Genomic DNA, 24,928 nt, shown 5'->3' with positions numbered 1-24,928 from the left:
CCGGCCGCGACGCGGAGCAGAGCGTCCGGCCGGCCGGTTCGCCGCCGACGGCGCGGTCGTGTACGCCAGGCCGCGCCCCATGCGCCGGCCGGACCAGAGCGAGGACGCGGACGGCGTGCGCGGCCATCATCTCTGTTCGTCGGTCATGGTCATCGCCTTTTGTCGCGTTCGAGGCGCGTCCGGAATCCGGAAGGGCCGTACCCACTTCGGTGACAACACATCGCGGCGACGGCGGCAACCGGGGGCGGTAATCGGCTGGCGGGAGTGGCGGATCCGGGTCAGGATGCGGCTGCTTCACCAGGCACACCGAGGAGGCGCGATGACGGTGGACGTGCGAGTGGCAGCGGGAACGGTCCGCGGGCGCTGGGAGTCGGGTGTCGCGGTGTTCCGGGGGATTCCGTACGCCGCACCGCCAGTCGGTGCTGGGCGGTTCGCCGCGCCGAGGCCGGTGGAGGGCTGGGACGGTGTGCGGCCGGCGCTGTCGTTCGGGCCGCCGGCGCCGCAGAGTGACGCGCTCGGCCAGGGCACGTCCGGTGCGGCCGGCGACGACTGGCTGACGGCCAACGTCTGGTCGCCCGCCCCGGATCCGGCGGCCAAGCTTCCCGTGCTGGTGTGGATTCACGGTGGCGGGTACATGGTCGGCGCGTCGAGCTGGCCCGAGTTCGACGGCGGCCGGCTCGCCCGCGAGGGCCGGATCGTGCTCGTCAGCTTCAACTACCGGCTCGGGGCCGAGGGTTTCGCCCACTTCGCGGGCGCGCCCGACAACCGTGGTCTGCTCGACCAGGTCGCGGCGCTGGAATGGGTGCGCGACACCATCGCGGGCTTCGGCGGTGACCCCGGACGCGTGACTGTTTTCGGCGAGTCCGCGGGTGGGGGTTCCGTGGCCGCGTTGCTGGCCATGCCCCGCGCGGCCGGTCTGTTCCGCCGCGCCGTCGCGCAGAGCGTGCCGGGCACGTTCCTCTCGCCCGAGCTGGCTGCCGGCATCGGCGTCGCCTGCGCGGCCGAGCTGGGTTCCCGCCCGACCGTCGCCGACCTGGCCGGCGCGGACCCGGAGATGCTCGTTGCCGCGGGCGACGCTGTCATCGCCGGCGCCGCCGGGAAGGCCGAGCGCTGGGGCCCGGCCGGGTACCGGTCGATCCTGTTCGCCCCCGTCGTCGACGGCGACATCCTCCCGGTCACTCCCTGGCAGGCGCTGGCCGAGGGCCACGCGCGGGATATCGGTCTCATCGTCGGCCACACCCGCGACGAGCAGCGGTTGTTCACCGCCATGTCCGGCCGGCTCGGTCAGATCACGGCCGACGAGGCGGCCACCGCTCTCGACCTGTTCGCGCCCGCGCCCGACGGCGCCCGGCGCTACCGCGACGCCTACCCGGCGGCCGGTCCCGAGCAGCTGTACGAGCTCGTGCAGTCCGACTGGCTCTTCCGCATGCCTTCCGTACGCCTGGCCGACGCGCAGATCGCGGGCGGCGGGCGAGCCCACGTCTACGAGCTGACTTGGCCCGCCCCCGGCATGGGCGGCGTTCTCGGCGCCTGCCACGGCCTCGACGTGCCGCTGGTGTTCGGCAACCTGACCGGCAACCAGCCCGCCGCGCTGCTGGGCGAGGATCCCGGCGCCGACGCCATCGCGCTGTCGGAGCAGATGCGGGCGGCCTGGACCGCCTTCGCCACCCACGGCGACCCCGGTTGGCCCGGCTACGACGCCGCGGACCGCCTGACCCGGATCTTCGACGTTCCGGGCGCCGTCACCGCGTACCCGGAAAGCATTTCGCACTTGATCTGGCAGGACGTCGCTCAGGCGGTGAGCGGCGGTCGCACCTCGACCTCGCGCTCATAGGCGAGAAGGCGTTCGTGGACGACCCTTCCTCCGGTGGGGTAAGAATCGGGCATGAAGGCGATCGTCTACCGCGACAACGGCGGCCCCGAGGTTCTGCAGCTGCTCGACCGGGATGTGCCCGAGCCCGGAAAGGGAGAGGTCCGCGTCCGGATCGCGGTGTCCGGGGTCAACCCGACCGATTGGAAGACACGGGCCGGCGCCACCAACCCCAAGCAGTTCGACGAGGTCACCCCCCATCTCGACGGCGCCGGCGTGATCGACGCGGTCGGCGCCGGGATCGACCCGGGCCGGATCGGTCAGCGGGTCTGGCTCTTCATGGCCACCGCCGGGCGCCCCACCGGCACCGCTGCCGAGTTCACCGTGGTCGCCGCCGACAGGGCCGTGCCGCTGCCCGACGAGGCGAGCTTCGACGTCGGCGCCTCGCTCGGCGTTCCCGCGCTCACCGCGCATCGCGCGCTCACCGTGTCCGAGCACGGTCCGAGCCGGCTGCGCCCGGGCGCGCTCGACGGCAAGGTGGTGCTGGCGGCGGGTGGTGCCGGAGCCGTCGGCCACGCGACCATCCAGCTCGCCCGGTGGGCCGGCGCCACCGTCATCAGCACGGTCAGCGGCCCCGAGAAGGGCAGGCTGGCCACCGCGGCCGGCGCCCACCACATCGTCAACTACCGCGAGGGCAACCCGGCCGCCGCGATTCGCGCGATCGCTCCGGACGGCGTCGACATCGTCGCCGAGGTGGCGCTGGGTGCGAACCTCGCGCTCGACCTGGCCGTCCTTCGCACGCGTGGCGCCATCGCCACGTATGCCAATGACGGGGGCAAGCCGGTCCACCTCGACGTGCGGCAGAACATGACGCTCAACACGCGCTTCCAGTTCCTGGTGCTCTACACGGTCGGCGAGGAGGCGCTCGCGGCCGGTGCCGAGGATGTGGCGGCCGCGGTAGCCGACGGTGCGATGCCGGTCGGCGCGGAGCACGGGCTGCCGCTGGTCCGCTTCCCGCTCGGCCGTACGGACGAGGCGCATCGGGCGGTTGAGCAGGGCGCGATCGGCAAGGTGCTGGTGGACATCCCCTCCTGACCACAGCTAATGTATGACAATCATACAATCGGCGAGGGGATGCGACATGCAGCTGAGCGCGGTGGTCACCGGGGCAGCGCGGGGAATCGGACGCAGCGTGGTCGTTCAGCTGCGGGCGGCGGGCTATCGGGTGCTCGCCCTGGACATCGCGCCCGAGGTCAAGGATCTGGCCGAGACGGACCAGGTAGTGCCCCTGGTGGCCGACGTGACCGCCGACGACACCCCCCGGGCGACGATCGACCGGGCGGTAGCCGAATTCGGGCAGCTCGACCTGCTGGTCAACAACGCCGCCCGGTTCCTGCGGCGGCCCGTCCTGGACACCTCCGACGAAGACTTCGACGGCCTGATCGCGACCAACGTGCGCCCCGCCTTCCGTTTCGCCCGGGCCGCGCTGCCCCGCCTCGCCGAGACCCGCGGCTGCATCGTCAACACCGCGTCCATCTCCGGCCTGATCGGCGTGCCCCATCAGGTCGCGTACGCGATGACCAAGGGCGCGATCGTGCAGCTGACCCGGCAGCTCGCCGTCGAGTGGGCGGCCCGGGGCGTACGGGTCAACGCCGTGGCGCCCGGCGCGGTCGACACCGGCTTCATGGACGAGGCTCGCGCGGCCGACCCCGACCCGGCGGCCAGCCTCGCGGTCACCTTGAGCAACCACCCCATCGGCCGCATGTCGACGCCCGACGAGGTGGCCCGTGCGATCGTGTTCCTGGCCGCGCCCGAGTCGGCCGGCATCACCGGCACGATCCTCAGCGTGGACGGCGGTTACGTGGCCCGCTGAGCGGCTTCCATCTCTTCGAGCAGGATCGGCGCGGCGGCCGTCACCCCGTGGATGCCCAGCACCGACGCGATCTCCATGACCTCCAGGATCTCGCGCGGGGTGGCGCCGTAACCGATCGCGTTCTCGATGTGCAGCTTGAGGCCCTTGACGTACAGGTGGGTGGCCGCCGTGTCGAACGCGATGTAGACGAACTCCTTGACCTTCGGCTCCAGCGTGCCCGTCCGCCACGGCACCGACGAGAACTCGGTGTAGGCCTCGAACATGTCCGGGTCGAGTTCCAGCATCTCGTCCCAGAAGGTGTGCCAGTAGCCCCGCGTCTTCGTGAAGTCGGCCTTGAGCTGTTCCTGCCGGTCGTCGAGCGGCGCCGGGCCGTTCCGCAGCCCCTTCTCCGTCAGCACCTCGACCAGGATCGGCACGCCGATGTTCATGGCGTGGATGCCCAGGGTCGCCGAGAGCTCCAGCACCTCCATGATTTCCTGCGGGGTGGCGCCGAGGGCCAGGGCGGCCTTGATGTGCTGGCGGACGCCCGGCAGGTACATGTGGGTGGCGTTCGCATCGATCGCAATGTAGATGAACTCCTTCACCTTCGGATCGAGCACGCCCGAGCGCCACGGCACGGCGGAGAAGTTGAGGTAGGCGCGCAGGAATTCGGGGTCGAGGCGGAGCACGCCTTCCCAGGTGTCGCTCCAGGTTCCGCGTACGCGAATGAACTCGTCCTTGATCTCCTGCTGTCGTGCGGTGAGCTCCATCGCGGGTCAGTCCTTTCGCAGCCAGTTGACGATCTCGGTGTGGTCGGCGCCGGCGTCCAGGGCTTCGGCGGCCCGCTCCCAGAGGCCGGCGGCGGCTTCCCCGAGCGGGTCGGGCGTGCCGACCTGCGCGGCCAGCCCGACGGCGATGCGCATGTCCTTGAGCATCAGCCGCAGGCCGAAGCCGGAGTCGTACGTCCCGGGCAGGATGAAGTTCGGCCACTTGTTCTCGGTGGAGCCACTGCGGCCGCTGGAGCTGTTGAAAATCGACAACATCGTGGCCGGGTCGAGGCCGAACCGCTCGCCGGCGAGGAGCGCCTCGCTGGTGACCAGCAGGTGGGTGGCCGACATCAGGTTGTTGAGCGCCTTGACGGCGTGCCCGGCGCCGACCTCGCCGGCCCGGGTGGTCGTGCCCAGGCAGGCGAGGATCGGTTCGACCCGCTCCAGATCGGCACGCGGGCCTCCGGTCATGATGGTGAGTTTTCCCGTACGGGCCCGGGCGACGCCGCCGGAGACGGGCGCATCGAGCAGCGCGATGCCTTGCTCCTCCAACGACAGTGCGAGCGCACGCGTGCGCAGCGGCTCCGACGAACTCATGTCGATCACGGTCGTGCCCGCCGCGAACCCGGCCGCGTGGACGGTCGACTCGACGATGTCGGAGTTGGGCAGCATCAGGATGACGACCTCTGCCCCGTTCACCGCCTCGGTCAGGGACTCGGCGACCGTGCCGCCGGCGTCGGTGAGTGCCTGCCGGGCGTCCGCGGAGAGGTCGTAACCCCGAACGGCATGGCCGGCCCGCACGAGGAGGGACGACATCGGCCCACCCATGTTGCCGAGCCCGATGAAGGCGATCGTCATACAACCTCCTCCGCCCAGTGCGTCGTGCCGAGCGAGATGGCGAGATGGGTCATGGGGGAGTCGGCCGCCGCGCCGTGCCAGTGCCGCTCGCCGGCCGGGATCCAGACGACGTCGCCGGCCCGGATCTCCGACGGCTGTTCGCCGTCGGGGCAGATCAGCCCGTGCCCGGAGACGATCTGCAGCACCTGACCGCCCTCGTGGCTGTGCCAGAACGTGCGGGCGCCGGGCGCGAAACTGACGTTGGCGATCGTCGTGCCGTCGGTCACGGGCAGCACCGGCTCGAACCAGACCTGCCCGGTCACGGTGACGCGTTGCTCGGCCGGTCCACGGTCCGACTGTCTGACAATCCTCATGCGTCCCCCCGAGAAGTGGAGTTGTCGTGCAACCGGACGCCGCCGGACAGGTCACCGAGGGCGTCGACGACCGTGTTGCTGATCTCGTCGGCGTAGCCGAGAGCGCGGGCCAGGCCGAAGCTGGCCAGGGGACCGGCTGAGTTCGGGCTGACCACGCCCAATCGCGCCGCCAGCTCGACGTAGAGGTTCACGTCCTTGAGCATCAGCGTGTTGGTGAGCCCACCCTTGAGGTAGTCGCCTCGGATGATCTTCGGGAAGCGGTTCAGGGTGGCGAAGTTGACACCGGAGCTCGCGTTCAGCACCGCGAGCACGGTCTCCAGGTCGAGGTCGGCCTTGCGGGCGGCCACCATCACCTCGGCCGTGGCCGCAAGAGCGGTCGCGTTGAGAAAGTTGTTGAGCAGCTTCACCGTGTGCCCCGCCCCGCTCGGGCCGCACAGGAAGATGGTGGCGGAGAACAGATCCAGCACGGTGCGGGCTCGCTCGAGCACGTCGGCCTCGCCGCCCACCATGAGCGTGAGTGCCCCCTTCTCGGCCGCGGCGGCTCCACCCGAGATGCCCGCGTCGAGATAGGCTGCGTCACGCGAGGCGAGCAGCCCGTGGATCCGGGTGGTCGAATCGGGCGCCGCGGTGGAGAGGTCGACCACGATCAGGCCGGGACGGGCGTGCGCGAGCACACCGCCGTCCCCGAGGACCACGGCCTCGACCACCTTGCTGTCCGGCAGCGAGAGCAGCACGATGTCGCTGCCGTCGACCACCTCGCCGATCGAGGCCGCCGGCTTGGCCCCGGCCGCGGTCACGTTCTCCTCCCGTACGTCGTAACCCAGCACGTCCTGGCCGGCGCGCACGACACAGGCGGCCATCCGCCCGCCCATGTTGCCCAGGCCCACGAAGCCGATCCGCATCAGCATTCCTCTCCGATGGTGGCGGCCAGCCCGGCCAGCGTGCCGGTGCCGGCCGGGGTGAAGCGGGCGAGCGTGTCCGGGTCGTGCCCGGCGACGAGATGGTCCGGTCGCATGGCTCGCAGACGCTCGAACCCGTCGTACATGTCGATGAGGTTCGCGACCTGGGTGAACGGCATGTTCCGCTCGTACTCCTCGTAGTAGTGCACCGCGTCCGACGCGAGCAGCACGACGCCGTCCGTGGTGTCCACGCTGACCACGCTCTGGCCCGGTGTGTGGCCGCCGATCCGCAGCACGCGGACGCCGGGCGCGAGCTCGACCGAGTTCTCGAAGGTCCGCAGCCGTCCCTCGCGCGAAGCCCGGCGCAGGTGGTCGATCTCGTCGTCCTCGACCGAGTGGTGCACGAGGGTGCGTGTCGCGTAGGGACCGGTCCAGAACCCGTACTCGGCCTCGGCGATGTGCAGCGGCGAGTCCGGGAAGAGACCGAGGTTGCCGATGTGGTCGTAGTGCGCGTGAGTGACCACGACCGGCGGTCCGGCCGCCCGGTCGACACCCAGGCTGTCGAACGCGGCCGCCGGCTCGATCAGCGTGGTGCGCTTGCGGTTCGCACCACCCGTGGCCGAGAAGCCGGTGTCCACCACGATCGTGCGGTCGGCGTTGCGGACGACCCAGAAGAAGTAGTCCATGCCGATCGGGCCGTCGGGCTCGCCGTACAGGTGGTAATTGAGGTAGACGTCGCTGCGGACGGTCCGGCGTGTGCCGTACTTGACGACGGTCACCTGATACAGCGCGGTCATGGCAGAAGCAGTCGCCCGGCGTTCGTGCCGACGAGCTGCCGGATGTCGTCCTCGCCGACGCCCGCGTCGAGCAGCCCGCGCACGGCCCGGCGGAACAGCGTCACCGGTAGCGGGTTGTTCTTCTGCCCCGAGTCCGACGACAGCACCGTCCGCTCGACGCCGACCTCCTTGATGAAGGTCAGCAGCTCGTTGAGGTCGCGCCGGCGTTCCTCGCGGCCGAAGTACATGACCACGCAGTGCTCGATGGTGACGCCCTTGCGGGCCCACGCCACGGCCTGGTCAACCGAGGCGCCCACCACGAAGATGGGGTGGTTGACCACGATGCGGCTGATGCCGGCCTCGAGCGCCGCGTCGATCAGCGCCGACGACTCCTCGACCCCGAGGTGGCCGCAGGTGAGCACGGCGTCCTCGGCCGCGATGACCGACAGGATGTCGCGCACCTCGGGCAGCACGGCGCCCTTCTCGTCGAGGATCGTGATGATCTCGTTGGGCCGCAGCTCCACCTCGGACGTCGGAAATCCGGTGTCGTGGTGCTCGTGGTGCTTCACGTGGGCGTTGGACGAGAGGGTCGGGAACCACACCATGCGGCCGCCCATCCGCAGGGCGAGCTCGACCGCGTACGGGTTGAGGCCGCCGACCGTGCGGTTGAGCGCGACACCGCCGTAGACCTGGGTCGGCAGCTCGGCCAGTCCGGCCGCGCGCAGCGCGAGGATGTCGGTGACCATGCTGTGGTGGTGCGACTTGGCCACGATGGCGCGGAAGCCCGCGTCCGAGGCGTCGCGGGCCGCGTCCAGAATGCTCATCCGCCGGGGGAAGGGGCTGGGACCGGGGTGCTGGTGCAGATCCACCGCGCCGACGAGGAGGCTGTCGGCCTGCTCGTCGGGCTGCCGGTTGTCGGATTCGGTGGTGAAGCCGTAGTCGACGTTCATAGTGTTCCTCACTCGCTCACCAGGACCTGGTCTTCGGGCCGCCAGTGGGCGATCACCCGTGTGCCGGGATCGAACGACGCCGGTGTGCCCACGGGCAGCACCGCGCAGCCGACGGAGTCGTCACCGAAGGCCAGCTCGATCCGGAAGTACGTGCCGTAGAAGGAGACGTCGGTGACCGCGGCCGGAGCGACGTTGCTCCCGGCGGGCACCGACGTCTCGTCGGCGGCGATCCGCATGCGCTCGGGCCGCACGATCAGCGACTGCTGCTCGCTGCCGTCACCCGGCTCGGGGACCGTCCATTTGCGGTCGTGCCACTCGTACACGTCGGCCGACCGGTAACGCCCGCCGAAGACGTTGGACTCACCCAGGAACCGCGCCACGAACCGGGTTGTCGGACGGTGATACAACTCGCCCGGCGTGCCGACGGCGACGATCCGGCCCTGGTCGAAGATGGCGATCCGGTCCGACAGCGTCATCGCCTCGTCCTGATCGTGCGTGACGAAGACGAACGTCAGGCCCAGTTCCTGGTGCAGGCGCTTGATCTCACGCTGCAACGACTGGCGCAGCTTGCGGTCGAGCGCGCTCAGCGGCTCGTCGAGCAGCAGCAGATTGGGCGAGAAGACCACCGCGCGGGCCAGCGCGACCCGCTGCTGCTGGCCGCCGGAGAGTTCGTGCGGGCGGCGCTCGCCCATGCCGCCCAGGTCGACCAGCTCGAGCGCCTCGCCGACCAGCTTCGCCGTCTCGGCCGCCGGCACCTTGCGCTCGCGCAACGGGAAGGCGACGTTCTGGGCCACCGTCAGATGCGGGAAGAGCGCGTAGTTCTGGAACACCATGCCGAAGTTGCGCTTGTGGGCCGGCGTACGGGAGATGTCCTTGCCGTTGAGTTCGATGCGGCCCGACGTCGGCTCGGTGAAGCCCACGACCATGTTGAGCGTCGTCGTCTTGCCCGAGCCGCTCGGCCCCAGCAGCGTGAGGAACTCGCCGGGCTGGATGTCGAGGTCGATGTGGTCGACCGCGGGCGGCCCCGAGCCGTACTGCTTGCTCAGGTCGACCAGCTGGACCCGAGCCCCGCGGGCGGCGTTCTGGATACTCATCGGGTCCCCTTCTTCGAGCGACGAGCCCCGGCGAGCTGCGCCAGCAGGATCGGAACACTGACCAGCACGACCATCAGGCTGGAGGCCGCCGAGATGGTCGGGTCGATCTGGACGGTGATGCTGTTGAACATCTGGACGGGCAACGTGATCGCGCCCGGCGCCTGCAGGAACAGGGCGATGACGACCTCGTCGAGCGACGACACGAAGGCCAGCACGGCGCCGGAGAGGATGCCGGGCAGCACGAGCGGCAACGTCACGCGCCGGAACGCCGAGACCGGGCTCGCGCCGAGGCTCGCCGCCACGGCCGGCAGCCGGACGTCCATGCCCTGCAGCCGCGCGGTCACCGCGATCACCACGAACGGCAGCGCCATCGCGGTGTGGGCCAGGATGATGCCGATCAGCGTGCCGTTCAGCCCGAGCCGCAGGAAGGCGGAGAACACCACGAGCGCGACCAGGATGTGCGGGACGATCATCGGGGAGAGCAGGAACCCGTTGACCGCGCCGCGCCAGCGGGGACGCAGCCGGGCCAGGCCGAACGCGGCCATCGTGCCGAGCACGGTCGCGATGACGGCGACGTAGACGCCGACCTGGATGGTGTTGAGGATCGCGGCGGTCCACTCGGGCGAGGTGAACAGGTTCTCGTACCAGCGCAGCGACCACTCGTCCGGCGGGAACTGGAAGGTCGTGGCGGCCGAGAAGCTCATCGGGAAGATGACCAGGGTCGGCGCGACCAGGACGACCGAGACGATCGTGGTGTGGATGCGCAACCACGGGCGTACGGAGGAACCCTGCCCTCCGGTTGTGCCGGCGCGCGTGGGCTGGCCACCGGCCGCCGCCACAGCCACGTTCTGCCCCGCCAGCCGCCGGCTCAGGCCGAGCACGAGCAGGGTGACGATCAGCAGGAAGATGCCCATCGCGCCGGCCCCGCCGAAGTCGAGCAACTCCTTGGCCCGGACGTTGATGACCTGGGCGATCATGGCGCTGCGGGTCGAGCCGAGCAGGGCCGGGGTGACGTAGAAACCCAGCGACAGCACGAAAACCAGCGACATGCCGGCCACCACACCGGGCGTCGACAGTGGCAGATAGATGCGGCGGAACGCCCGTGCCCGCGGTGCGCCCAGGCTCTGACCGGCCGCGACCAACCGGCCGTCGATCTGCGACATCGAGCTGTAGAGCGGCAGCACCAGGAACGGCAGCAGCACCTGGGTCATCGAGATGCCGACGGCCAGGGGAGTGCCGAGCAGGCGGACGTCGCCCAGCCCGAACGGGGTGAGAATCTTCTGGACCAGGCCGCCGTCCTGGAGCAGCACGAGCCAGGCGAAGTTGCGGGCCAGCATGCTCGTCCAGAACGGCACGAGCACGATGGTGACGAGCACCGCGCGCATCGTCGGGCCGACCAGGGTCATCGCGTACGCGTAGGGATAGGCCATCAGCACCCCGGCCACCGACACGATCAGCGCGATGAGCAGCGTCCGCCCGAGCACCTTGACCGTGTAGCCGTCGGTGAACAGCGAGGCGTAATTGCCCAGCCCGGTCTCCGGCTCGGTGAAGCTGTCCACCACCAGGCTCGCCAGCGGAACCACGAACAGCACCACCAGGGCCAGCAGAGCCGGCGCCAGCGAGAGCCAGCCCGAGGACTTCCGCACCCGGCCCGCCGGGGCCGCCCCGGGACGCCCGGTCGGGGGCGCCTCCGGAGCGACGGTCGAGACTGCCATGATCAACCGACCTTCCAGCTGGTCCAGCGCTTGACCAGAGCGTCGGTGTTCTCGATCCACCACTGCTTGTCCTGCTCGAGCGTGCGGCCGCGGTCGGGGAGGAAGGCGTTGTACTTCTTCTGCTCCTCGGTGTAGCCGACCGAGTTGAGGTCGATCTCGGGCCGCGAGGGCGCGGTCCCGGTCAGCTTCGCGTACGCGATGGACTGCTCGGGCTCGGTGACGAAGGCCAGCATCTCCTGCGCGAGATCCTTGTGGGGCGCGCCCTTCGGGATGACCAGGGCGCCGATGTCGGTGGTGTTGAAGTCCCACACCGGTACGAGGTTGGCGCCGCTCTGGGCCGAGACGATGGTCCGCGCGGTGACCGTGAGGACCATGCTCGCCTGCTTGTCGACCATCATCTGCTGGATCGCGCCGTAGCTGGGGGCGAAGACGAGCGAGTCCTTGATCGTGTCGATCTTCTTGAAGGCCCGGTCGAGGTCGAGCGGGTAGACCTTGTCCGGCGCGACCCCGTCGGCGACGAGCGCGGCCTCGAACAGGCCTGCCTTCGGGTAGTCGTAGACGACACGCTTGCCCGGGAACTTCTTGGTGTCGAAGAAGTCGTCGATCGTCGTCGGCTTCTCGTTCGGGTAGAGGTCGGCGTTGTAACTGAAGATGTTCGCGTACCGGTAGGTCGGCACGAAGCAGTCGCCGGTCGTGCCCGGCGGGAACTTGCTGCGGTCGAGCGCCGGGTTGTCCAGCTTCTCGAACAGCTCGCCGCAGTAGGCGCCGGCGTAGATCCAGCTCATGTTGGCCAGATCCCAGATGGTCTTGCCGGACGCCACCATTGTGCGGATCTGGGCCTGCTCGGCCGGGCTGATGTTGGTGAACTTGGTGCCGGTCTTGGTGGTGAACGGCACCTGGAGGGCGTTCTTCTCGTCCTCCTGGAACTGGCCGCCGGTGCTGGCCCAGATCAGCGCCTTCTCGTCGGCGCCACCGCCACCGGAGTCGCCGCCCACCCCGCAGGCCGAGATCAGGAGGGCGGTCGCGGCTATTGTCGTCAGAAACTTATATGTTTGCATATTTATCGCCTCTTCTGGGATCGGGAACTATCGCCGGTTCCCGCGCGCGGTGAATCGGAGGGGCCGACCGGGTGTCAGTCCGCCGTGGTGTCGAGCGGACTGACCATCCGCCGGCTGATCGTCTCGGCGCCCGACAGCAGGGCGCGTGCGACCTCGCTGTCGGTTCCTTCGGGTACGAACTGGGCGATGTCGACGGCGGCCAGGGTCGCCACTACCTGGCCGTTCTGGTCGCGTACGGCGGTCGCCACGGCACTGATGCCGTTGTGCGGGCTGCCGCGGAACGCGACGCCGGTGCGACGGACCTCGTCGAGCTCCGCCTCGGTGGCGTTGACGGGCGGGGCGCCCTCGCGGAAGCGGTAGTAGGACTCGTCGCGGAAGGCCCAGAAGACCATCGTCTGCGCCGCGTCCGGGCCGAGCTGGCTGCCGACCGCTATCGAGACATGCGCCGTACGGCTGGTGTCCTCGCGCACCTGGGCCACCACCGGGGCGGTGCCGTTCCAGACGCTGAGCACGATCGTGAGGCGCACCCGGTCGCAGATGTCCTCCATCACCGGGCCGGCGAGGTCGAGGACCCCCAGCCGGGACAGAGCCATGGTGCCGAGCTCGGCCAGCAGGACGCCGAACTCGTACTGATTGCGGTCCCGGCGCTGGAGGAGGCCATGGTTCTCCATCGAGGCCAGGTAGCGGTGGGCGGTGGACTTGCCGACGCCGAGTTCCTCGGCCGCCGACACCAGGTCGATGGTGTCGTGGCCGGCGAGCAGCCGGAGCAGTTGGACGACCCGCGCGACCACCTGGAGGTCGCCGCTGGCGATCTCCAGTCCGTCGGCCGCGGCCCGCGGGCCCCGAGAGGTGCTGGTCATGCGTCCCTCCCCTACCGTCCCGCATTGCGGGGCGGCCATCCAGATATCCGGTACCGAGGAATGTAGGTGATCCATCCCGCGACATGTCAAGGTCCGGACGAGATTTCCTGCTCATCAACCGCAAGTTAATTCGGTGAGTGACAGCATTGTACGATTGACATACAATCCGTGACCAGTGTGAACAGGCGATCCGGAGGTAGGAACATGCGGGGACTCACGGGCAAGGTAGCCATCGTGACCGGTGCCGCGGGCGGAATCGGGGCAGCGACGGCCCGCCGGCTCGCCGAGGAGGGCGCGCATGTCGTCGCGGTGGATCTCGACGAGGAGCGGCTGCGCAAGATCACCGAGTCCCTGCCCACCGAGGGCCACTGGGTGCGGGCCGACGTCTCCGCCGAGGACGAGGTGGCCGCGTACGTCCGGGCCGCCGTGGAACGGTTCGGCCGGGTCGACCTGCACCACCTCAACGCCGGCATCCCCGGGTCGTTCGCCGCACTGCCCGACCTGTCGGCGAACGAGTTCGACCGGGTCATGGCGGTCAACGTCCGGGGTGTCTTCCTCGGCGTGCGGGCCGCCTTCCGCCAGTACGCGGCGCAGGGCTCGCCGGGCAACGTCGTGATCACCGGCTCGATCGGCAGCCTGCGGGGCAGCGCCGACCTGCTGGCCTACCAGACCTCCAAGCACGCCGTGCTGGGCATTCTGAAGGGCGCGGCCATGTACGGGGGGCCGCTCGGCGTACGGGTCAATGCCGTGGCCCCCGGCATCGTGCCCACCGACCTGTTCGCCGCGACGCCCGACGTGGCCGGCGGCAAGGACGACATGTCCCGCCGGGCCGGCAGCACGCCGCTGCGCCGGGCCGGCACGGGCGATGACGTCGCCGGGGTCGTCGCCTTCCTGCTCAGTGATGACGCCGCCTACATGACCGGAGAGGTCGTCTCGGTCGACGGCGGCGCCGCCATCGTGAGCACCGTGCGTCCCTCCGGCGGCGCCGGCGCCTGGGACTTCGCCGCCTACGACGAGTCTTTGTACGGCCGTCCTACGAACTGACGGCCCTGTGCGGGCCGCGCGTTGAGCGTTGTGCGCGATGAGCGTTGTGCGTGGCCGCACGGTGAGCGTTGTGCGTGGCCGCACCGTGAGCGTTGCGGGCGGCTGTGTCACGAGCGTTGTGTGCGGTCCGCGTTATGAGCTCACGGGGAGTGGGGCCACCACTTCGATGTCGGTGTGCACGTCGATGACGACCGGTCGGCCTGCCGACAGCGCCCGGTCGAGCGCCGGCGCCAGGTCGCGTGGCTTGTCGACGCGGATGCCGAGCGCGCCCATCTCCCCGGCGATGCGGGCGAAGTCCACGTCCTCGTACGTCCACAGCTCGCGCGACTGCGGGGTGCCCTGCCCGCCATAAGCGCGGTCGAAGCCACGCTTGCTCTGGTTGCCGCCGCGGTTGTTGTTCACGACCGTGATGAGGTTGGCCCTCCGGCGTACCGCGGTCTCGATCTCGCCCAGGTGGTAGTACAGCCCCGCGTCCCCGGTGAACACCACGACCGGCCGCTCCGGCGCCGCGAGCTGAGCGCCCACGCCCGCCGAGAACGCCCATCCGAGATGGCCGGCGCTGCGCAGATAGCCCTGGCCGGGCCCGGTGACGTCGTGGAACTGAGCCATCCACATCCCGGCGTGGCCCGTGTCGGCCACCAGCACCGCGTTGTCGGGCAGTCCGGCAGTCAGCTCGCTCGCGATGCGTTCCGGCCGGATCGGCACCGCGTCGCTGGTCAGCACCTCGCGATAGCGCGCCCGCCAGTCCGCACGCAGCCCCTCCACCTCAGCCAGCCACGCTTCCCGTCGTGCCGACCGCGTCTGCCCGTCTCCTGCGCGAGTCTGTTCGTCTCGTGAGCGTGCCTGCCCGTCTCCCGCGCGAGCCTGCTCTTCCCGCGGGCGTGCGGCCCGTTCGCGCTCATCGGGCGTGCGTTCTTGCTCGTCGTGGGCGCGTTCCTGTTCCTCGCGCGAATGGGTCAGCGCGAGCATGCGGGTCAGCGCCGCCTTCGCGTCGGCGGAGAGGAAGGCCTTCAGCGGATAGTTGAGCCCGAGCCGCGATGGTTCGATGTCGATCTGGATCGCCGGGGTGCCTTCCGGCGGCACGGCCCAGAAGTGGGTCGTCATGCCGCCCGTGCCGGTGCCGATGAAACAGACCAGGTCTGCCCGAGCGACCGCCTGGTTCGCGGACTCCCGGGAATAGCTGCCCACGACGCCCAGCGACAAGCGGTGCGTACCGGGAATCGTGTCTTTGCCGTTGGCCGATGTCGCGACCGGGATGCGCAGGGCCTCGGCCAGCGCGACCAGCTCCGCGCCGGCGCCCGACGCCCGCACGCCGCCGCCGGCGACGATCACCGGCCGCTCCGCCCCGGCCAGCAGCCGCAGGATGTGTCGGACGGTCTGATCATCGGGCACCGGCCGGATCGGCGGCACCCGGCCGAACACGGGCTCGACGAGGGGTTCGGCGTCGGTCTCGTGCAGGTCGAGCTGGCCCTCGTTGCCCTGGATCTGCAGGTGGACCGGGCCCGGCGCGCCCGTCGTGGCGACCCGGAAGGCCTGGCGCAACATGTCGGGCAAACGGCCGGCGTCGTCGATGGTCGCGTTCAGCTTGGTGACCGGGTCGAAGGCGGGCAGATCGTCGATCTCCTGATAGACCCGCCGGAACTTGGTCGCGGGGGAGCGGCCGCCGGTCAGCGCGATCACCGGCGAGCCGGCCAGGAACGGCTCGCGCAGACCGGCGGCGAGGTTGAGCGCACCGACCACCTGAGCGGCTGCGATGCCGGGGCGGCCCGAGACGCGGGCGTAACCGTCGGCCATGTAGGCGGCGGCCTTCTCGCCGTGGGTGACGACCCGCGCGATGTGCGGGTGGTGCAGCTCCAGCTCGGCGAGAGTGCGCCGCAGGATCGCCGGGACGAGAAACACGTGGGTGACGCCGTAGCCGTCAAGCATGTCCGCGATGATGCGAGCGCCGGTCGTGGTGATCCGGCTTCCCGTTTCGTTTCTCCGAGCCGGGTTGGATGTCGGCCGGCTCCTGGTCATCCGGCGACGATTCCGGCCGGCTGGTTCTCCTCGTGCCATTCGGTGATGGCCCGCTCGGCGAGCCGGAACGCCTCCAGGGCGGCCGGGGCGCCGCAGTAGGCGGCCGTCTGCAGCAGCACTTCCTGGATGTCGCCCTCGGTGCAGCCGTTGTTCAGCGCGCCCCGCACGTGCACCGAGAACTCGTGCGGCCGGTTCAACGCGGTGAGCATGGCCAGGTTCAGCAGGCTTCGCGTACGCCGGTCGAGCCCCGGACGCGACCAGACGTCACCCCAGCAGCTGGCCGTCACGTACTCCTGCACGACCTGGGTGAACGCGGTGGCCCGCAGCATCGACCGGTCGACGTGGGCGTCCCCGAGGACTTCACGCCGTACCCGGTTGCCGCGCTCGAGCCGGCTCTCGTCAACACTCATGGACCGCTCCTGTCTCTGCCGATGGGCAGGGACAGCGTACGACGGTCATACAATCTTGAGAAGGTGTGACCTAGGGCTCGCCTGGTGGGCCACGCCTCGCCACCAAGCGATTTACCAGGTCCGCCCTAGCTTTCGCCCTGCTCGGCCAGTGCCTCGAGGCCGGCCCGGCCGGCGTTCTTGACGTGCAGCGCGCACAGGGCCGAGACGGCGTCGGCGTCGCGGCGCTCGGCGGCGTCGACGATCGTCTGCAGCTCCTCGACGCTGTGTTCGAGGCGGCCCGGGACGGATGTCGACAGTGAGCGCAGCACGCTGACCCGCGCGTGCAGGCTGCCGGCCACCGACTTGAGCGCGTCGTTGCCGCCGCCCTCGAAGAGCACGTCGTAGAAGGCGTCCTTGGCGGCGAGGATGGGCTGGCCCTTGTCGGCGGCGCGCTCGACCTTCTCGAGCGCGCGGCGGAGCGCCTTGAGGTGGCTCGGGCTCGCGTTCTGCACGAAGAGCCGGCCGGCCAGCGCCTCGAGAGCCTCGCGCACCTGGTAGATCTGGCGCGCCTCCTCGGCGCTGACGCTGGCGACCACCGTGCCCTTGTTGGGGATGGCGGTGACCAGGCCCTCGGCCGCCAGCTCGCGCAGCGCCTCGCGGACGCTGGTGCGCGAGACGCCCGTCATCTCGACCAGTTCCCGTTCGATCAGCCGTTGACCCGGGGCGAGGCGGCGGTCCAGGATCGCCTGCCGGAGGTTGTCGGTCACCTGGGAACGGATCAGGGCCGGAGCCCGCTCGACGCGCAACACGTTGGCTCCTGCCACCGGTCCTCCTTTGTGTGTTTGTCCGACATCTTACCGAGCCGGTCCAGGCCGCCTCATCGTTGTTTCGGATCGTATGACGATGATACGATCCTGAAACCCAAAACCCCTCGTGAGGAGCATCATGGCGCGGTTGGGATTCGCTCGCAGGCTGGCTTCGGCCGACCGCTGCCTGGTCGGCACCTGGCTCAAGATCCCGGCGCTGGAGCCGGTCGAGATCCTGGCCGACGCCGGGTTCGACTACATCGTCATCGACCAGGAGCACGCGCCGTTCACCCTCGAATTCGCCTACCAGGCGACGGTGGTGGCCCAGGGCGCCGGCCTGTCGGTGCTGGTGCGCGTGCCCGACCGCAGCGGCAGCCACCTCCAGCGGCTGCTCGATTCCGGCGTCGACGGCATCCTCGTGCCCCGCGTGACCACCGTCGAAGAGGCGTCCGCCGCCGTCCGGCAGATGCTGTTCTCACCCGGCGGCGACCGCGGCCTGGGCACCACGTCCCGCGCGGGCCGCTGGGGCGGGCTGCCCCGCGAGGAATATCTGCGCTTCGGCGACGAAGAAGTCATGCGGGCCGTGCAACTGGAGGACCGCGGCGTGCTCGAACAGGTCGAGCAGGTGCTCGACGTGCCCGGCCTCAACGGCGTCTTCCTCGGCATGGGCGATCTCGGGCTGTCCACCGGCCTTCCCGGCTCGGACCCCGAGATCCAGAAACTGGTCGACCGGCTGTTGTCCGCCGCACAGGCTCGCAGCATCCCGGCCGGCACCGCCGTGCAGACGCCCGCCCAGGCCCGGCAGGCCGCCGACCGCGGCTACTCGTACGTGATGGTCAGCAATGACACCAGCCTGCTCAGGTCGGCCGCGACGTCCGCGGTGGCCGACTTCCGCGCTTAACCGCCGACTTCCGGGCTTAACCGCCGACTTCCGCGCTTAACCAAGGAGAACCCGCATGGCGTTCGACAAAGGCGATCTACGTTCCACCCTGCCGTCCAGCACGGCCACGGCGCCCGCCCCCGAGCGGTTCTCCGGTGCCGAGCACGTCCAGTTCGGCGACCTCGCTCCGGCCGAGAAGGGCGACGGCGTCTCGACCTGGTACGCCCGCGGCCAGAACTTCGTGGTCGGCTACTCCGAGCTCGACGGCACGGCGTCGTTCAGCCGCACCGGTCAGCCCGACGAGTACGTGGTGCTGCTGGCCGACGACACCCTCAGCGCCTCCGTCGGTGATGTCACCGCCTCGGGCAAGACGATGATTGTCGTACCGCCGGGCGACAGCACGGTCACCGTGACCGGACAGGGCCGGGTGCTGCGGCTGCTCACCACGCGTTCGTCCGACATCGCCGACCTGGCCGCGAACGCCGCCTCGTACGCGGAAAGACACGAGAACATCGCGGACTTCCAGCCGTGGCCGGAGCCGGTCGGCGGCTACCGCGTCCGCACCTACGACCTGAACGTCGAGCCGCTGAAGAACCCGCCGTTCCGGCTCTACCGCTGCACCACGTTCATGGTGAACTTCATCGACCCCAAGCAGGGTCCGCGCGACCCGTCGAAGATGTCGCCCCACAAGCACGACGATTTCGAACAGTGCTCGATCGTGCTGGCCGGCGAATACCTTCACCACATCCGCTGGCCGTGGACGACGAACAAGGCCAACTGGCGCGCCGACGAGCACCAGCGGGTCGTGGCGCCCTCGGTCACCGTCATCCCGCCGCCGTCGCTGCACACCAGCGAGGCGATCGGCGCGGGCACCAACCACCTGATCGACGTCTTCTCCCCGCCCCGGGCCGACTTCTCGGCCATGGAGGGCTGGGTGTTCAACGCCGCCGACTACCCGTCCGCCCAGGCGGACTGACATGCGGGTAGCGATCATCGGGGCCGGGCTGGGCGGCATCGCGGCCGCGGTGAAACTGAAGAAGAGCACGTCGGCCGAGTTCGTCGTCTTCGAGCAGTCGGCCGGCGTCGGCGGCACCTGGTACGACAACCGGTACCCGGGCTGCGAGGTCGACGTGCACTCGCACGCCTACTCGTTCTCCTTCCTGAAGTACGACTGGAAACGCACCCACGCGACCCAGCCCGAGCTTCTGGCGTACGCCGAGCACGTCGTCGAACGCTTCGGCCTGACCCCGCATCTGCGGCTCAACACGCGGGTCACCGACCTCGTGTGGGAGGAGTCGACGTCGACCTACACGCTCTCGACCGCGGACGGCGACAGCCACGAGTTCGACGTCGTCATCTCGGCGCTGGGCCTGCTCAGCGTGCCCCGCTACCCGGAATGGCCCGGCCTCGAGACGTTCGCGGGCCCGTGCTTCCACACGTCGCGCTGGGAGGAGCACGACCTCACCGGCAAGTCCGTGGCCGTGGTCGGCACGGGCTCCACCGCCGTGCAGATCATCCCGTCGATCGCGCCCGTCGCCGGGCAGGTGCACGTCTTCCAGCGTGAACCGGGCTGGGTCGAGCCCAAGAACGAGCGGGAGTACACCGACCGCGAGCGGTGGGTGTTCCGCAACGTACCGCTGGTTCAGCGCTTGCACCGGGCCCGGATCTTCCACGAGGGCAACAAGCGGTTCAAGGGGTACGACGTCGGATCCCGCCGCCAGCGCCGGATGCGCGAGGTGTGCGAGCGCTTCATCGCCGGCAGCATCGCCGATCCGCAGACGCGGGCCGCGGTCACGCCCGGCTATCCGTGGGGCTGCAAGCGCCCGGTGCTGTCGTCGACGTTCTATCCCGCCCTCAACCGCGACAACGTCGAGCTGGTGCCGCACGCGGTGACACGGGTGACGCCGACCGGGGTGGTCGACGCCACCGGGACCACGCGCGACATCGACGTGCTGATCCTGAGCACCGGCTTCCAGCCCACGAAGTTCCTGGCCGGTCTGGACGTCAAGGGCCGCGACGGCCGGAGCGTTCACGACGTCTGGCGCGAGCGGGCCAGCGCCTTCCTGGGCATCACGGTGCCCGGCTTCCCGAACTTCTTCATTCTGTACGGGCCCAACACCAACGGCGGCGTCTCGGTCATCGCCCAGCTCGAGCGGCAGGCGGAGGTCATGGTCGGCGCCGTACGCCGAATGGAACGAGCCCGCCACGGCAGCGTCGACACCTCGCCGAACGCGACGCGCCGCTTCGTCGAATGGGTCGACCGCCGGCTGGCGACCAGCGCGTCCGCGATGAATTCGGGCTGCCACAACTACTACCACGACCCGTCCGGCCACAACGTGACCCAGTGGCCGGCCGGTCATCTGGCCTACGCCGTGGCCACCCGCGTCCTGGCCCGCTTCGGACTGCGTACCCGCCGCTGATCCGGCTCCGCTCAGCCCGTCACTTCGAGGCTGCTCTTCGCCAGCTCGTAGGCGGGGAGCATGTCCTTGTGCTCACCGCTGTCGAAGCTGTCCACCGAGACCGCGAGGAGCCCCTGGCCGGTCTCGACGACGAACGCCTGCTCCGGTTCGATCGCGTCGTCGAGCTGGCTCTTCTTCTCGTAGACGACCTCGACGGCGGGCCGGCCGCCGATCTGCAGGTCGGTGAAGACCGGCTTCAGCGCTTCCTGGCCGATGAAGGCGGTCAGATTCGCCCGAGGGTCACCGCTCTTCCCGGTCCAGACCCGGAGGAAGCCGATCAGGCCGGCCGGCTTCGCGTCGATCTCGCACGCCATCGTCATGGGGCCCCGTTGCGCGAGTTCGGCCAGCAGCTCGTCGCCGGCGATCGTCACCGCCTTGGGCTTCCAGTCCTCGGCCAGACCGAACGTGACAGGCAGCGTGCAGCCGCTGGCCGCGGCGCCGACCCGGGCGGCCTCGGCTGCCTTCGGGCTTTCGGCCGCCTTCGGGGTCTCGGCAGCTTCCTTGCCCTGGCACGCGCCGAGAAGGAGCGCCGTGGCGGCGAGGGCGACGAGCTGTGCGGTACGGGCTGGAGGTCTCACGAGGTCGGAAGTGTACGGCCCCGCGCGGGTCCTGTCCGCCCCGTACCGACCGGGTTGATCTTGCCGTCGGGTTGAGATTACTGTCTCGGCCCGTGATCCGAATGCGAGTACTTCCCGCCGTCCTGATCGGCGTTTCCCTGATGGCTCTGACCGCCTGTGGCGGCGACGACACCCCCACCGCGTCCGCTCCCGCGGCGACGGCTGCGGTCGAGACCACCGCCGCGGCGGAGCCCGCGGGCGCCCCCGCTGCGAGCGACAAGAAGCTCTGCGAGGACGCCGAGAAGGCCGGCAAGGCCATGAAGACCGAACTCATCAACGTCATGAAGGAGAGCCAGGGCGAAATGCCCACCGCCGAGGTGAAGAAGATTCTCGCCGGACTCGGCGAGGAGCTGACCAAGGTGGCGGGGACCAGCGACAGCGCGGTGGGTACGGCCGTCAAGGACTTCGCGGCCAAGTCCACCGAGGCGTCGAGCGCGGCCGACCCGGTGACGGCGTCCGACAACCCGGCCTACGAGAAGTCGGGCAAGGACCTCACCGCCGCCTGCAAGGCGGCGGGGGTCAAGGTCGTCTTCTGATTTCTGCCACGTGCAGGCCGTCGTCGAACGTCGTGGACGGGAAACGGTCCCAGACGGCGGCCTCGTGGAAAGGCAGGATGCGGCGGGTGTCGTGGCCGACGCCCGCCAGCATCTCGTCGGCGAAGGCGAGCCAGGTGGTGGCGCTGCCGGTCGTCATCGCGATCGGGGCGTAGACGCCGTCACCGTGCAGTCCCTCCACGTTCTCGTAGCTGTAGACGTTGTCACCGGCGAAGACCCAGGCGCCGTCCGAGTCGCTGGTGACGGCGACAACCTGGGAGCCCGCGGTGTGGGTGTCGTGGGCCGGGCGCAGCTCGACGCCGGGCGCGATCTCGGCGAATCCGTCGACGAGCGTCGCCGTGCGACCGGCCAGGTGCTCGGGCAGGTCGGCCTGGCACGAGCGGGTCAGGAACTCGAAGCGGTGCGCGCGCTCGGCTGCGGCCACGTAGGAATCGATCTCCCGGCGCTGGATGTAGACGTGCGCCGCCGGGAAGGCGCCGACGCAACCGGCGTGGTCGAAATGGTTGTGGGTCAACAGGATCGTGTCCACCTGCTCGGGCGCGACGCCGACGCGCGCCAGCACGTCGACCGGGTGGGCCCACCGGGTCTCGCCGTACTTGCGGGTGAGCCGTTCGTGGACCGCCGCGTCGAAGAAGCCGGTGTCGACCAGGATGCACCTGTCCGGCGATCGGACAAGTCCGAAGCAGTACGGCATGCGGCGGTGGCCCTCGTTGGGCTGGGCCGCGAACAGGTTGCTGGCCGGGAAGCGGTCGACGTAGCCGTACTCGAGGATCTGGATCGCCCAGTTCATGCCGGCGGCCGCACGTCGCTCGCCGAGGGCCGGACGCCTTTCACCGGCGGCTGGACGCCTTCTGCCGGCGGCTGGACGCCTTTCACCGGCGGCTGGACGCCTTCTGCCGGCGGCTGGACGTCGAAGACCGCCAGTTGCCAGGCGACCATGTTGTAGTAGCCGACGATGGTGGTCAGCTCGAGCAATCCGGGCTCGCCCAGCAGTTCGGCGGCCGCGCGGAATTCGTCATCGTTCACGGTTCCGGCGTCGAGGATGCGGACGGTGGTCCGGAAGACGACGGACTCGATGTCGGACAGTCCGACAGGCTCGCGGCAGTCGGCCAGCGCCGCCAGGTCGGCCTCGCTCAGCCCAGCCGCGGCGCCGGCGCGCTCATGGGCGTACAGCTCGAAGGCGCTCTTGTGGTGATGCCCGACGAGCAGAATCGCGATCTCTCGCGCCCGGGCCGGAATCTGCGATCCGTACCGGACCGCGCTGCCGATCTGCTGCAGCGGCCGCCCGAAGACCGGATTGATTATCCAGATCGCGGGCGGGCCGAGCAGCCGCCCGTCCGCGCCGACGAGGGTGAACGGGCTGTCGGGCGCGACGCGCTTGCCGGAGGTGTAGATGTCGTACAGAGCCCGCTGTTCGCCGGTCATGGTCGCGGGGTCGACGTCGTCGATTCTCAAGCGGTCTCTCCCAGAAACGTTCGCGGGTTGGTGGAAACCATGGTGGCGATCTGGTCGTCGGCCCAGCCGAGATAGGCGAGCTGCTCGACGAACATCCGCAGGCATTCCGGCTCGGGCGGCACCCAGCGTGAGAAGACGTCGGTGGTGAGGATCGCCCGCTCCGGTCCGACCGCGGTCAGCGCCTCGTGCACGTCGCGGACGGTCAGATGCGCGTCCGGATGCACCAGGGGAGCGTTGCAGAACTCCAGGTAGGCGCCGGTGTCGGCGAGCTCCCGCAACTCCGCGGGATCGGTCGTGTAGTGCAGCGGATGGGTGATCAGCAGTTGCTGCCCGACGCCGGCGCAGTAGTCGGCGACGGCGCGGCTCTCCTCGACCGAGGCGTGCCCGGTGGCCAAGGCCAGGCCGAGCCCCCGGCAGGCGTCGATGACGGCCCGGGTCCGCCCGGTCAACCGCCCGTCGGCTTCGCACAGGTTGCTCGCGGTGCGGCCGGCATACTCGCCGAACGACGGCGCGATGCGCCCGAGCAGGGTGGAGATGTAGCCCCCGCGTCCCACATCGGCGGCGCTGCCCCAGGTCGGCAGAAAGACGACGCGTGCCCCGTGCGCGGCGGCCAGCTCGACGACGGCGGGCTCGAGACCACCCACGGGCGGGTTGAGCGTGATGCTGCCGTGCGCCGCGAACCCGGTGCCGGCCATGCGTTCCTGAATCGAGCGCGCCCGGTCGGTGGTCGCCCACAGGTGCGACTTGAGCACCCAGCCCGCCATGCCGTACGCGTGCGCCAGCCGGGCCACCTCGAGGTCGTCGCCCCGGTTGGGAAGCCCGGGGGAGAGGTCGGGCCGCCCGTGCACATGAACGTCGACGGCCCCGCGTAACAGTCGGTCGAACCCCTCCGGCTGCGCCGCGGCCAGCGACACCTCGTCCTGATCAGGCATGGCAGGATTGTATGACTGTATGACAGGATGCTCAAGCATGACGGCACTGACAGGCAAGGTGGTCCTCATCGTCGGCGCCAGCGCCGGAATCGGCGCCGACACGGCACGCCTCCTGGCCGCCGACGGCGCCGCGCTGATGCTGGTCGCCCGCTCCGAGCGCCCGCTGGCAGAGCTGGCCGAGGAGCTGACCGGTCACGAGGTCGCCTACACGACCGGTGACGTCGCGAAGGCGGCCGACGTGGCCCGCTTCGTAGCCGCCACGGTCGAGCGGTTCGGCCGCCTCGACGGCGCGTTCAACAACGCGGCCACCACCCAGAGCGGACGCCTGGACGAGGTCACTGAGCAAGACTTCGACCGCATCATGGCCGTCAACGTGAAGGGCGTCTGGCTCTGCCTGCGCGAGGAGGCACGCGCGATGACCCAAGGTTCCATCGTCAACATGAGTAGCATCGGCGGCCTCCGCGGCAGCTCGGGAATGGGCGCCTACCAGGCAACAAAGCACGCCGTCATCGGCCTGACCCGCACCGCCGCCCACGACTTCGGCCCCCGGGGCATCCGAGTGAACGCGATTGCCCCCGGCCCCACCGAAAGCCCCATGCTCGACCAGACCCGCCTGGCCATCCCCGGCGGCGTAGAGGCCCGCATTGCCGCGACCCCGTTACGCAAGGCCGGCACCGGCGCCGAGGTCGGCGCCGTCGCCTCGTTCCTGCTGAGCGATCGCTCAAGCCATGTCAGCGGAGTCGTTCTTCCCGTTGACGGCGGCTTCCTGGCCTGAGGGCTGGTG

26 protein-coding genes are annotated in these 24,928 nt (G+C 70.1%); 9 read left to right on the top strand and 17 right to left on the bottom strand.

Features of this window, described 5'->3' with window-relative positions:
• The first annotated feature begins 319 nt into the window (after nt 1-319).
• The 3 genes from LXN57_RS02505 to LXN57_RS02495 are packed head-to-tail and all read left to right on the top strand — an operon-like array spanning nt 320 to nt 3,683.
• Entirely contained in the window at nt 320-1,834 is a 1,515-nt protein-coding gene (locus tag LXN57_RS02505) for a carboxylesterase/lipase family protein (protein WP_251796337.1), read from the top strand.
• 51 nt (nt 1,835-1,885) lie between these two features.
• On the top strand, nt 1,886-2,905 hold the full coding sequence (locus tag LXN57_RS02500) for an NADPH:quinone reductase (RefSeq protein ID WP_251796336.1): 1,020 nt from the start codon (nt 1,886-1,888) through the stop codon (nt 2,903-2,905).
• 46 nt (nt 2,906-2,951) lie between these two features.
• Nucleotides 2,952-3,683, top strand: coding sequence for an SDR family NAD(P)-dependent oxidoreductase (locus tag LXN57_RS02495; protein ID WP_251796335.1), 732 nt, complete (start codon nt 2,952-2,954; stop codon nt 3,681-3,683).
• Here the strand turns inward: LXN57_RS02495 and LXN57_RS02490 are convergent.
• The 10 genes from LXN57_RS02490 to LXN57_RS02445 form a co-directional block, all read right to left on the bottom strand.
• Complete coding sequence (locus LXN57_RS02490) at nt 3,668-4,432, bottom strand: carboxymuconolactone decarboxylase family protein (RefSeq protein WP_251796334.1); 765 nt, start codon at nt 4,430-4,432, stop codon at nt 3,668-3,670. The genes LXN57_RS02495 and LXN57_RS02490 overlap by 16 nt on opposite strands.
• Nucleotides 4,433-4,438: 6 nt before the next feature.
• Nucleotides 4,439-5,287 carry an NAD(P)-dependent oxidoreductase gene (locus LXN57_RS02485; protein ID WP_251796333.1) on the bottom strand — a complete coding sequence of 283 codons (849 nt, stop codon included), beginning with the start codon at nt 5,285-5,287 and terminating at the stop codon, nt 4,439-4,441.
• The gene (locus tag LXN57_RS02480) at nt 5,284-5,640 is read right to left on the bottom strand and encodes a cupin domain-containing protein (RefSeq protein WP_251796332.1); all 357 of its coding nucleotides are present in this window, start codon (nt 5,638-5,640) and stop codon (nt 5,284-5,286) included. Before LXN57_RS02480 ends, LXN57_RS02485 begins: the two co-directional genes overlap by 4 nt.
• Nucleotides 5,637-6,542, bottom strand: coding sequence for an NAD(P)-dependent oxidoreductase (locus LXN57_RS02475; RefSeq protein ID WP_251796331.1), 906 nt, complete (start codon nt 6,540-6,542; stop codon nt 5,637-5,639). Before LXN57_RS02475 ends, LXN57_RS02480 begins: the two co-directional genes overlap by 4 nt.
• Nucleotides 6,542-7,336 carry an N-acyl homoserine lactonase family protein gene (locus tag LXN57_RS02470; RefSeq protein WP_251796330.1) on the bottom strand — a complete coding sequence of 265 codons (795 nt, stop codon included), beginning with the start codon at nt 7,334-7,336 and terminating at the stop codon, nt 6,542-6,544. The genes LXN57_RS02475 and LXN57_RS02470 overlap by 1 nt, the downstream gene beginning before the upstream one ends.
• Nucleotides 7,333-8,265, bottom strand: a complete 933-nt coding sequence (locus tag LXN57_RS02465) for a DUF6282 family protein (protein ID WP_251796329.1) — start codon at nt 8,263-8,265, stop codon at nt 7,333-7,335. Before LXN57_RS02465 ends, LXN57_RS02470 begins: the two co-directional genes overlap by 4 nt.
• Nucleotides 8,266-8,273: 8 nt before the next feature.
• Complete coding sequence (locus tag LXN57_RS02460; RefSeq protein ID WP_251796328.1) at nt 8,274-9,359, bottom strand: ABC transporter ATP-binding protein; 1,086 nt, start codon at nt 9,357-9,359, stop codon at nt 8,274-8,276.
• Nucleotides 9,356-11,074: an ABC transporter permease subunit gene (locus tag LXN57_RS02455; protein ID WP_251796327.1), complete on the bottom strand. Its 1,719-nt coding sequence runs from the start codon at nt 11,072-11,074 to the stop codon at nt 9,356-9,358. The genes LXN57_RS02460 and LXN57_RS02455 overlap by 4 nt, the downstream gene beginning before the upstream one ends.
• Nucleotides 11,075-11,076: 2 nt before the next feature.
• Nucleotides 11,077-12,132 (bottom strand): extracellular solute-binding protein, encoded by a 1,056-nt coding sequence (locus LXN57_RS02450; RefSeq protein WP_251796326.1) that lies wholly within the window; start codon nt 12,130-12,132, stop codon nt 11,077-11,079.
• A gap of 74 nt (nt 12,133-12,206) precedes the next feature.
• Nucleotides 12,207-12,992 carry an IclR family transcriptional regulator gene (locus tag LXN57_RS02445; protein WP_251796325.1) on the bottom strand — a complete coding sequence of 262 codons (786 nt, stop codon included), beginning with the start codon at nt 12,990-12,992 and terminating at the stop codon, nt 12,207-12,209.
• Between the two features lie 204 nt (nt 12,993-13,196).
• On the opposite strand from LXN57_RS02445, the gene LXN57_RS02440 reads away from it, so the two are divergent.
• The gene (locus LXN57_RS02440) at nt 13,197-14,036 is read left to right on the top strand and encodes an SDR family NAD(P)-dependent oxidoreductase (RefSeq protein ID WP_251796324.1); all 840 of its coding nucleotides are present in this window, start codon (nt 13,197-13,199) and stop codon (nt 14,034-14,036) included.
• Between the two features lie 132 nt (nt 14,037-14,168).
• Here LXN57_RS02440 and LXN57_RS02435 read toward each other — a convergent pair whose 3' ends face one another.
• From LXN57_RS02435 to LXN57_RS02425, 3 genes are all read right to left on the bottom strand, one after another.
• Nucleotides 14,169-16,052, bottom strand: a complete 1,884-nt coding sequence (locus tag LXN57_RS02435) for a thiamine pyrophosphate-dependent enzyme (RefSeq protein WP_285904584.1) — start codon at nt 16,050-16,052, stop codon at nt 14,169-14,171.
• Nucleotides 16,049-16,462, bottom strand: a complete 414-nt coding sequence (locus LXN57_RS02430; protein WP_251796322.1) for a carboxymuconolactone decarboxylase family protein — start codon at nt 16,460-16,462, stop codon at nt 16,049-16,051. The genes LXN57_RS02435 and LXN57_RS02430 overlap by 4 nt, the downstream gene beginning before the upstream one ends.
• 125 nt (nt 16,463-16,587) lie before the next feature.
• A complete protein-coding gene (locus tag LXN57_RS02425) occupies nt 16,588-17,265 on the bottom strand; it encodes a GntR family transcriptional regulator (protein WP_251796321.1) in 678 nt (225 codons plus the stop codon).
• A gap of 121 nt (nt 17,266-17,386) precedes the next feature.
• Between LXN57_RS02425 and LXN57_RS02420 the strand changes: the two genes are divergently transcribed.
• The 3 genes from LXN57_RS02420 to LXN57_RS02410 are packed head-to-tail and all read left to right on the top strand — an operon-like array spanning nt 17,387 to nt 20,547.
• Entirely contained in the window at nt 17,387-18,148 is a 762-nt protein-coding gene (locus LXN57_RS02420) for an HpcH/HpaI aldolase family protein (RefSeq protein ID WP_251796320.1), read from the top strand.
• 55 nt (nt 18,149-18,203) lie between these two features.
• Complete coding sequence (locus LXN57_RS02415) at nt 18,204-19,103, top strand: cupin domain-containing protein (protein ID WP_251796319.1); 900 nt, start codon at nt 18,204-18,206, stop codon at nt 19,101-19,103.
• Nucleotide 19,104: 1 nt separating this feature from the next.
• A complete protein-coding gene (locus LXN57_RS02410; RefSeq protein ID WP_251796318.1) occupies nt 19,105-20,547 on the top strand; it encodes a flavin-containing monooxygenase in 1,443 nt (480 codons plus the stop codon).
• Between the two features lie 11 nt (nt 20,548-20,558).
• Here LXN57_RS02410 and LXN57_RS02405 read toward each other — a convergent pair whose 3' ends face one another.
• On the bottom strand, nt 20,559-21,164 hold the full coding sequence (locus tag LXN57_RS02405) for a lipoprotein (protein WP_251796317.1): 606 nt from the start codon (nt 21,162-21,164) through the stop codon (nt 20,559-20,561).
• A 92-nt stretch (nt 21,165-21,256) separates the two neighbouring features.
• On the opposite strand from LXN57_RS02405, the gene LXN57_RS02400 reads away from it, so the two are divergent.
• Nucleotides 21,257-21,739: a hypothetical protein gene (locus LXN57_RS02400; RefSeq protein WP_251796316.1), complete on the top strand. Its 483-nt coding sequence runs from the start codon at nt 21,257-21,259 to the stop codon at nt 21,737-21,739.
• Here the strand turns inward: LXN57_RS02400 and LXN57_RS02395 are convergent.
• From LXN57_RS02395 to LXN57_RS02385, 3 genes are read right to left on the bottom strand one after another with little or no spacing between them, the layout of a single operon-like run.
• Complete coding sequence (locus tag LXN57_RS02395; RefSeq protein WP_251796315.1) at nt 21,723-22,547, bottom strand: N-acyl homoserine lactonase family protein; 825 nt, start codon at nt 22,545-22,547, stop codon at nt 21,723-21,725. The genes LXN57_RS02400 and LXN57_RS02395 overlap by 17 nt on opposite strands.
• The gene (locus LXN57_RS02390) at nt 22,544-23,212 is read right to left on the bottom strand and encodes a carboxymuconolactone decarboxylase family protein (protein ID WP_251796314.1); all 669 of its coding nucleotides are present in this window, start codon (nt 23,210-23,212) and stop codon (nt 22,544-22,546) included. The genes LXN57_RS02395 and LXN57_RS02390 overlap by 4 nt, the downstream gene beginning before the upstream one ends.
• Nucleotides 23,209-24,144 carry a DUF6282 family protein gene (locus tag LXN57_RS02385; RefSeq protein ID WP_251796313.1) on the bottom strand — a complete coding sequence of 312 codons (936 nt, stop codon included), beginning with the start codon at nt 24,142-24,144 and terminating at the stop codon, nt 23,209-23,211. Before LXN57_RS02385 ends, LXN57_RS02390 begins: the two co-directional genes overlap by 4 nt.
• A gap of 37 nt (nt 24,145-24,181) precedes the next feature.
• On the opposite strand from LXN57_RS02385, the gene LXN57_RS02380 reads away from it, so the two are divergent.
• The gene (locus LXN57_RS02380) at nt 24,182-24,919 is read left to right on the top strand and encodes an SDR family NAD(P)-dependent oxidoreductase (protein WP_251796312.1); all 738 of its coding nucleotides are present in this window, start codon (nt 24,182-24,184) and stop codon (nt 24,917-24,919) included.
• Nucleotides 24,920-24,928: the final 9 nt, after the last annotated feature.

The sequence above is a fragment of the Paractinoplanes hotanensis genome (genome assembly GCF_023717965.1).
In the GTDB taxonomy this organism is placed as follows: domain Bacteria; phylum Actinomycetota; class Actinomycetes; order Mycobacteriales; family Micromonosporaceae; genus Actinoplanes; species Actinoplanes polyasparticus.
The sequence above is the reverse complement of the archived record's forward strand: the minus strand, read 5'-3'. Positions and strand labels throughout refer to the sequence as shown.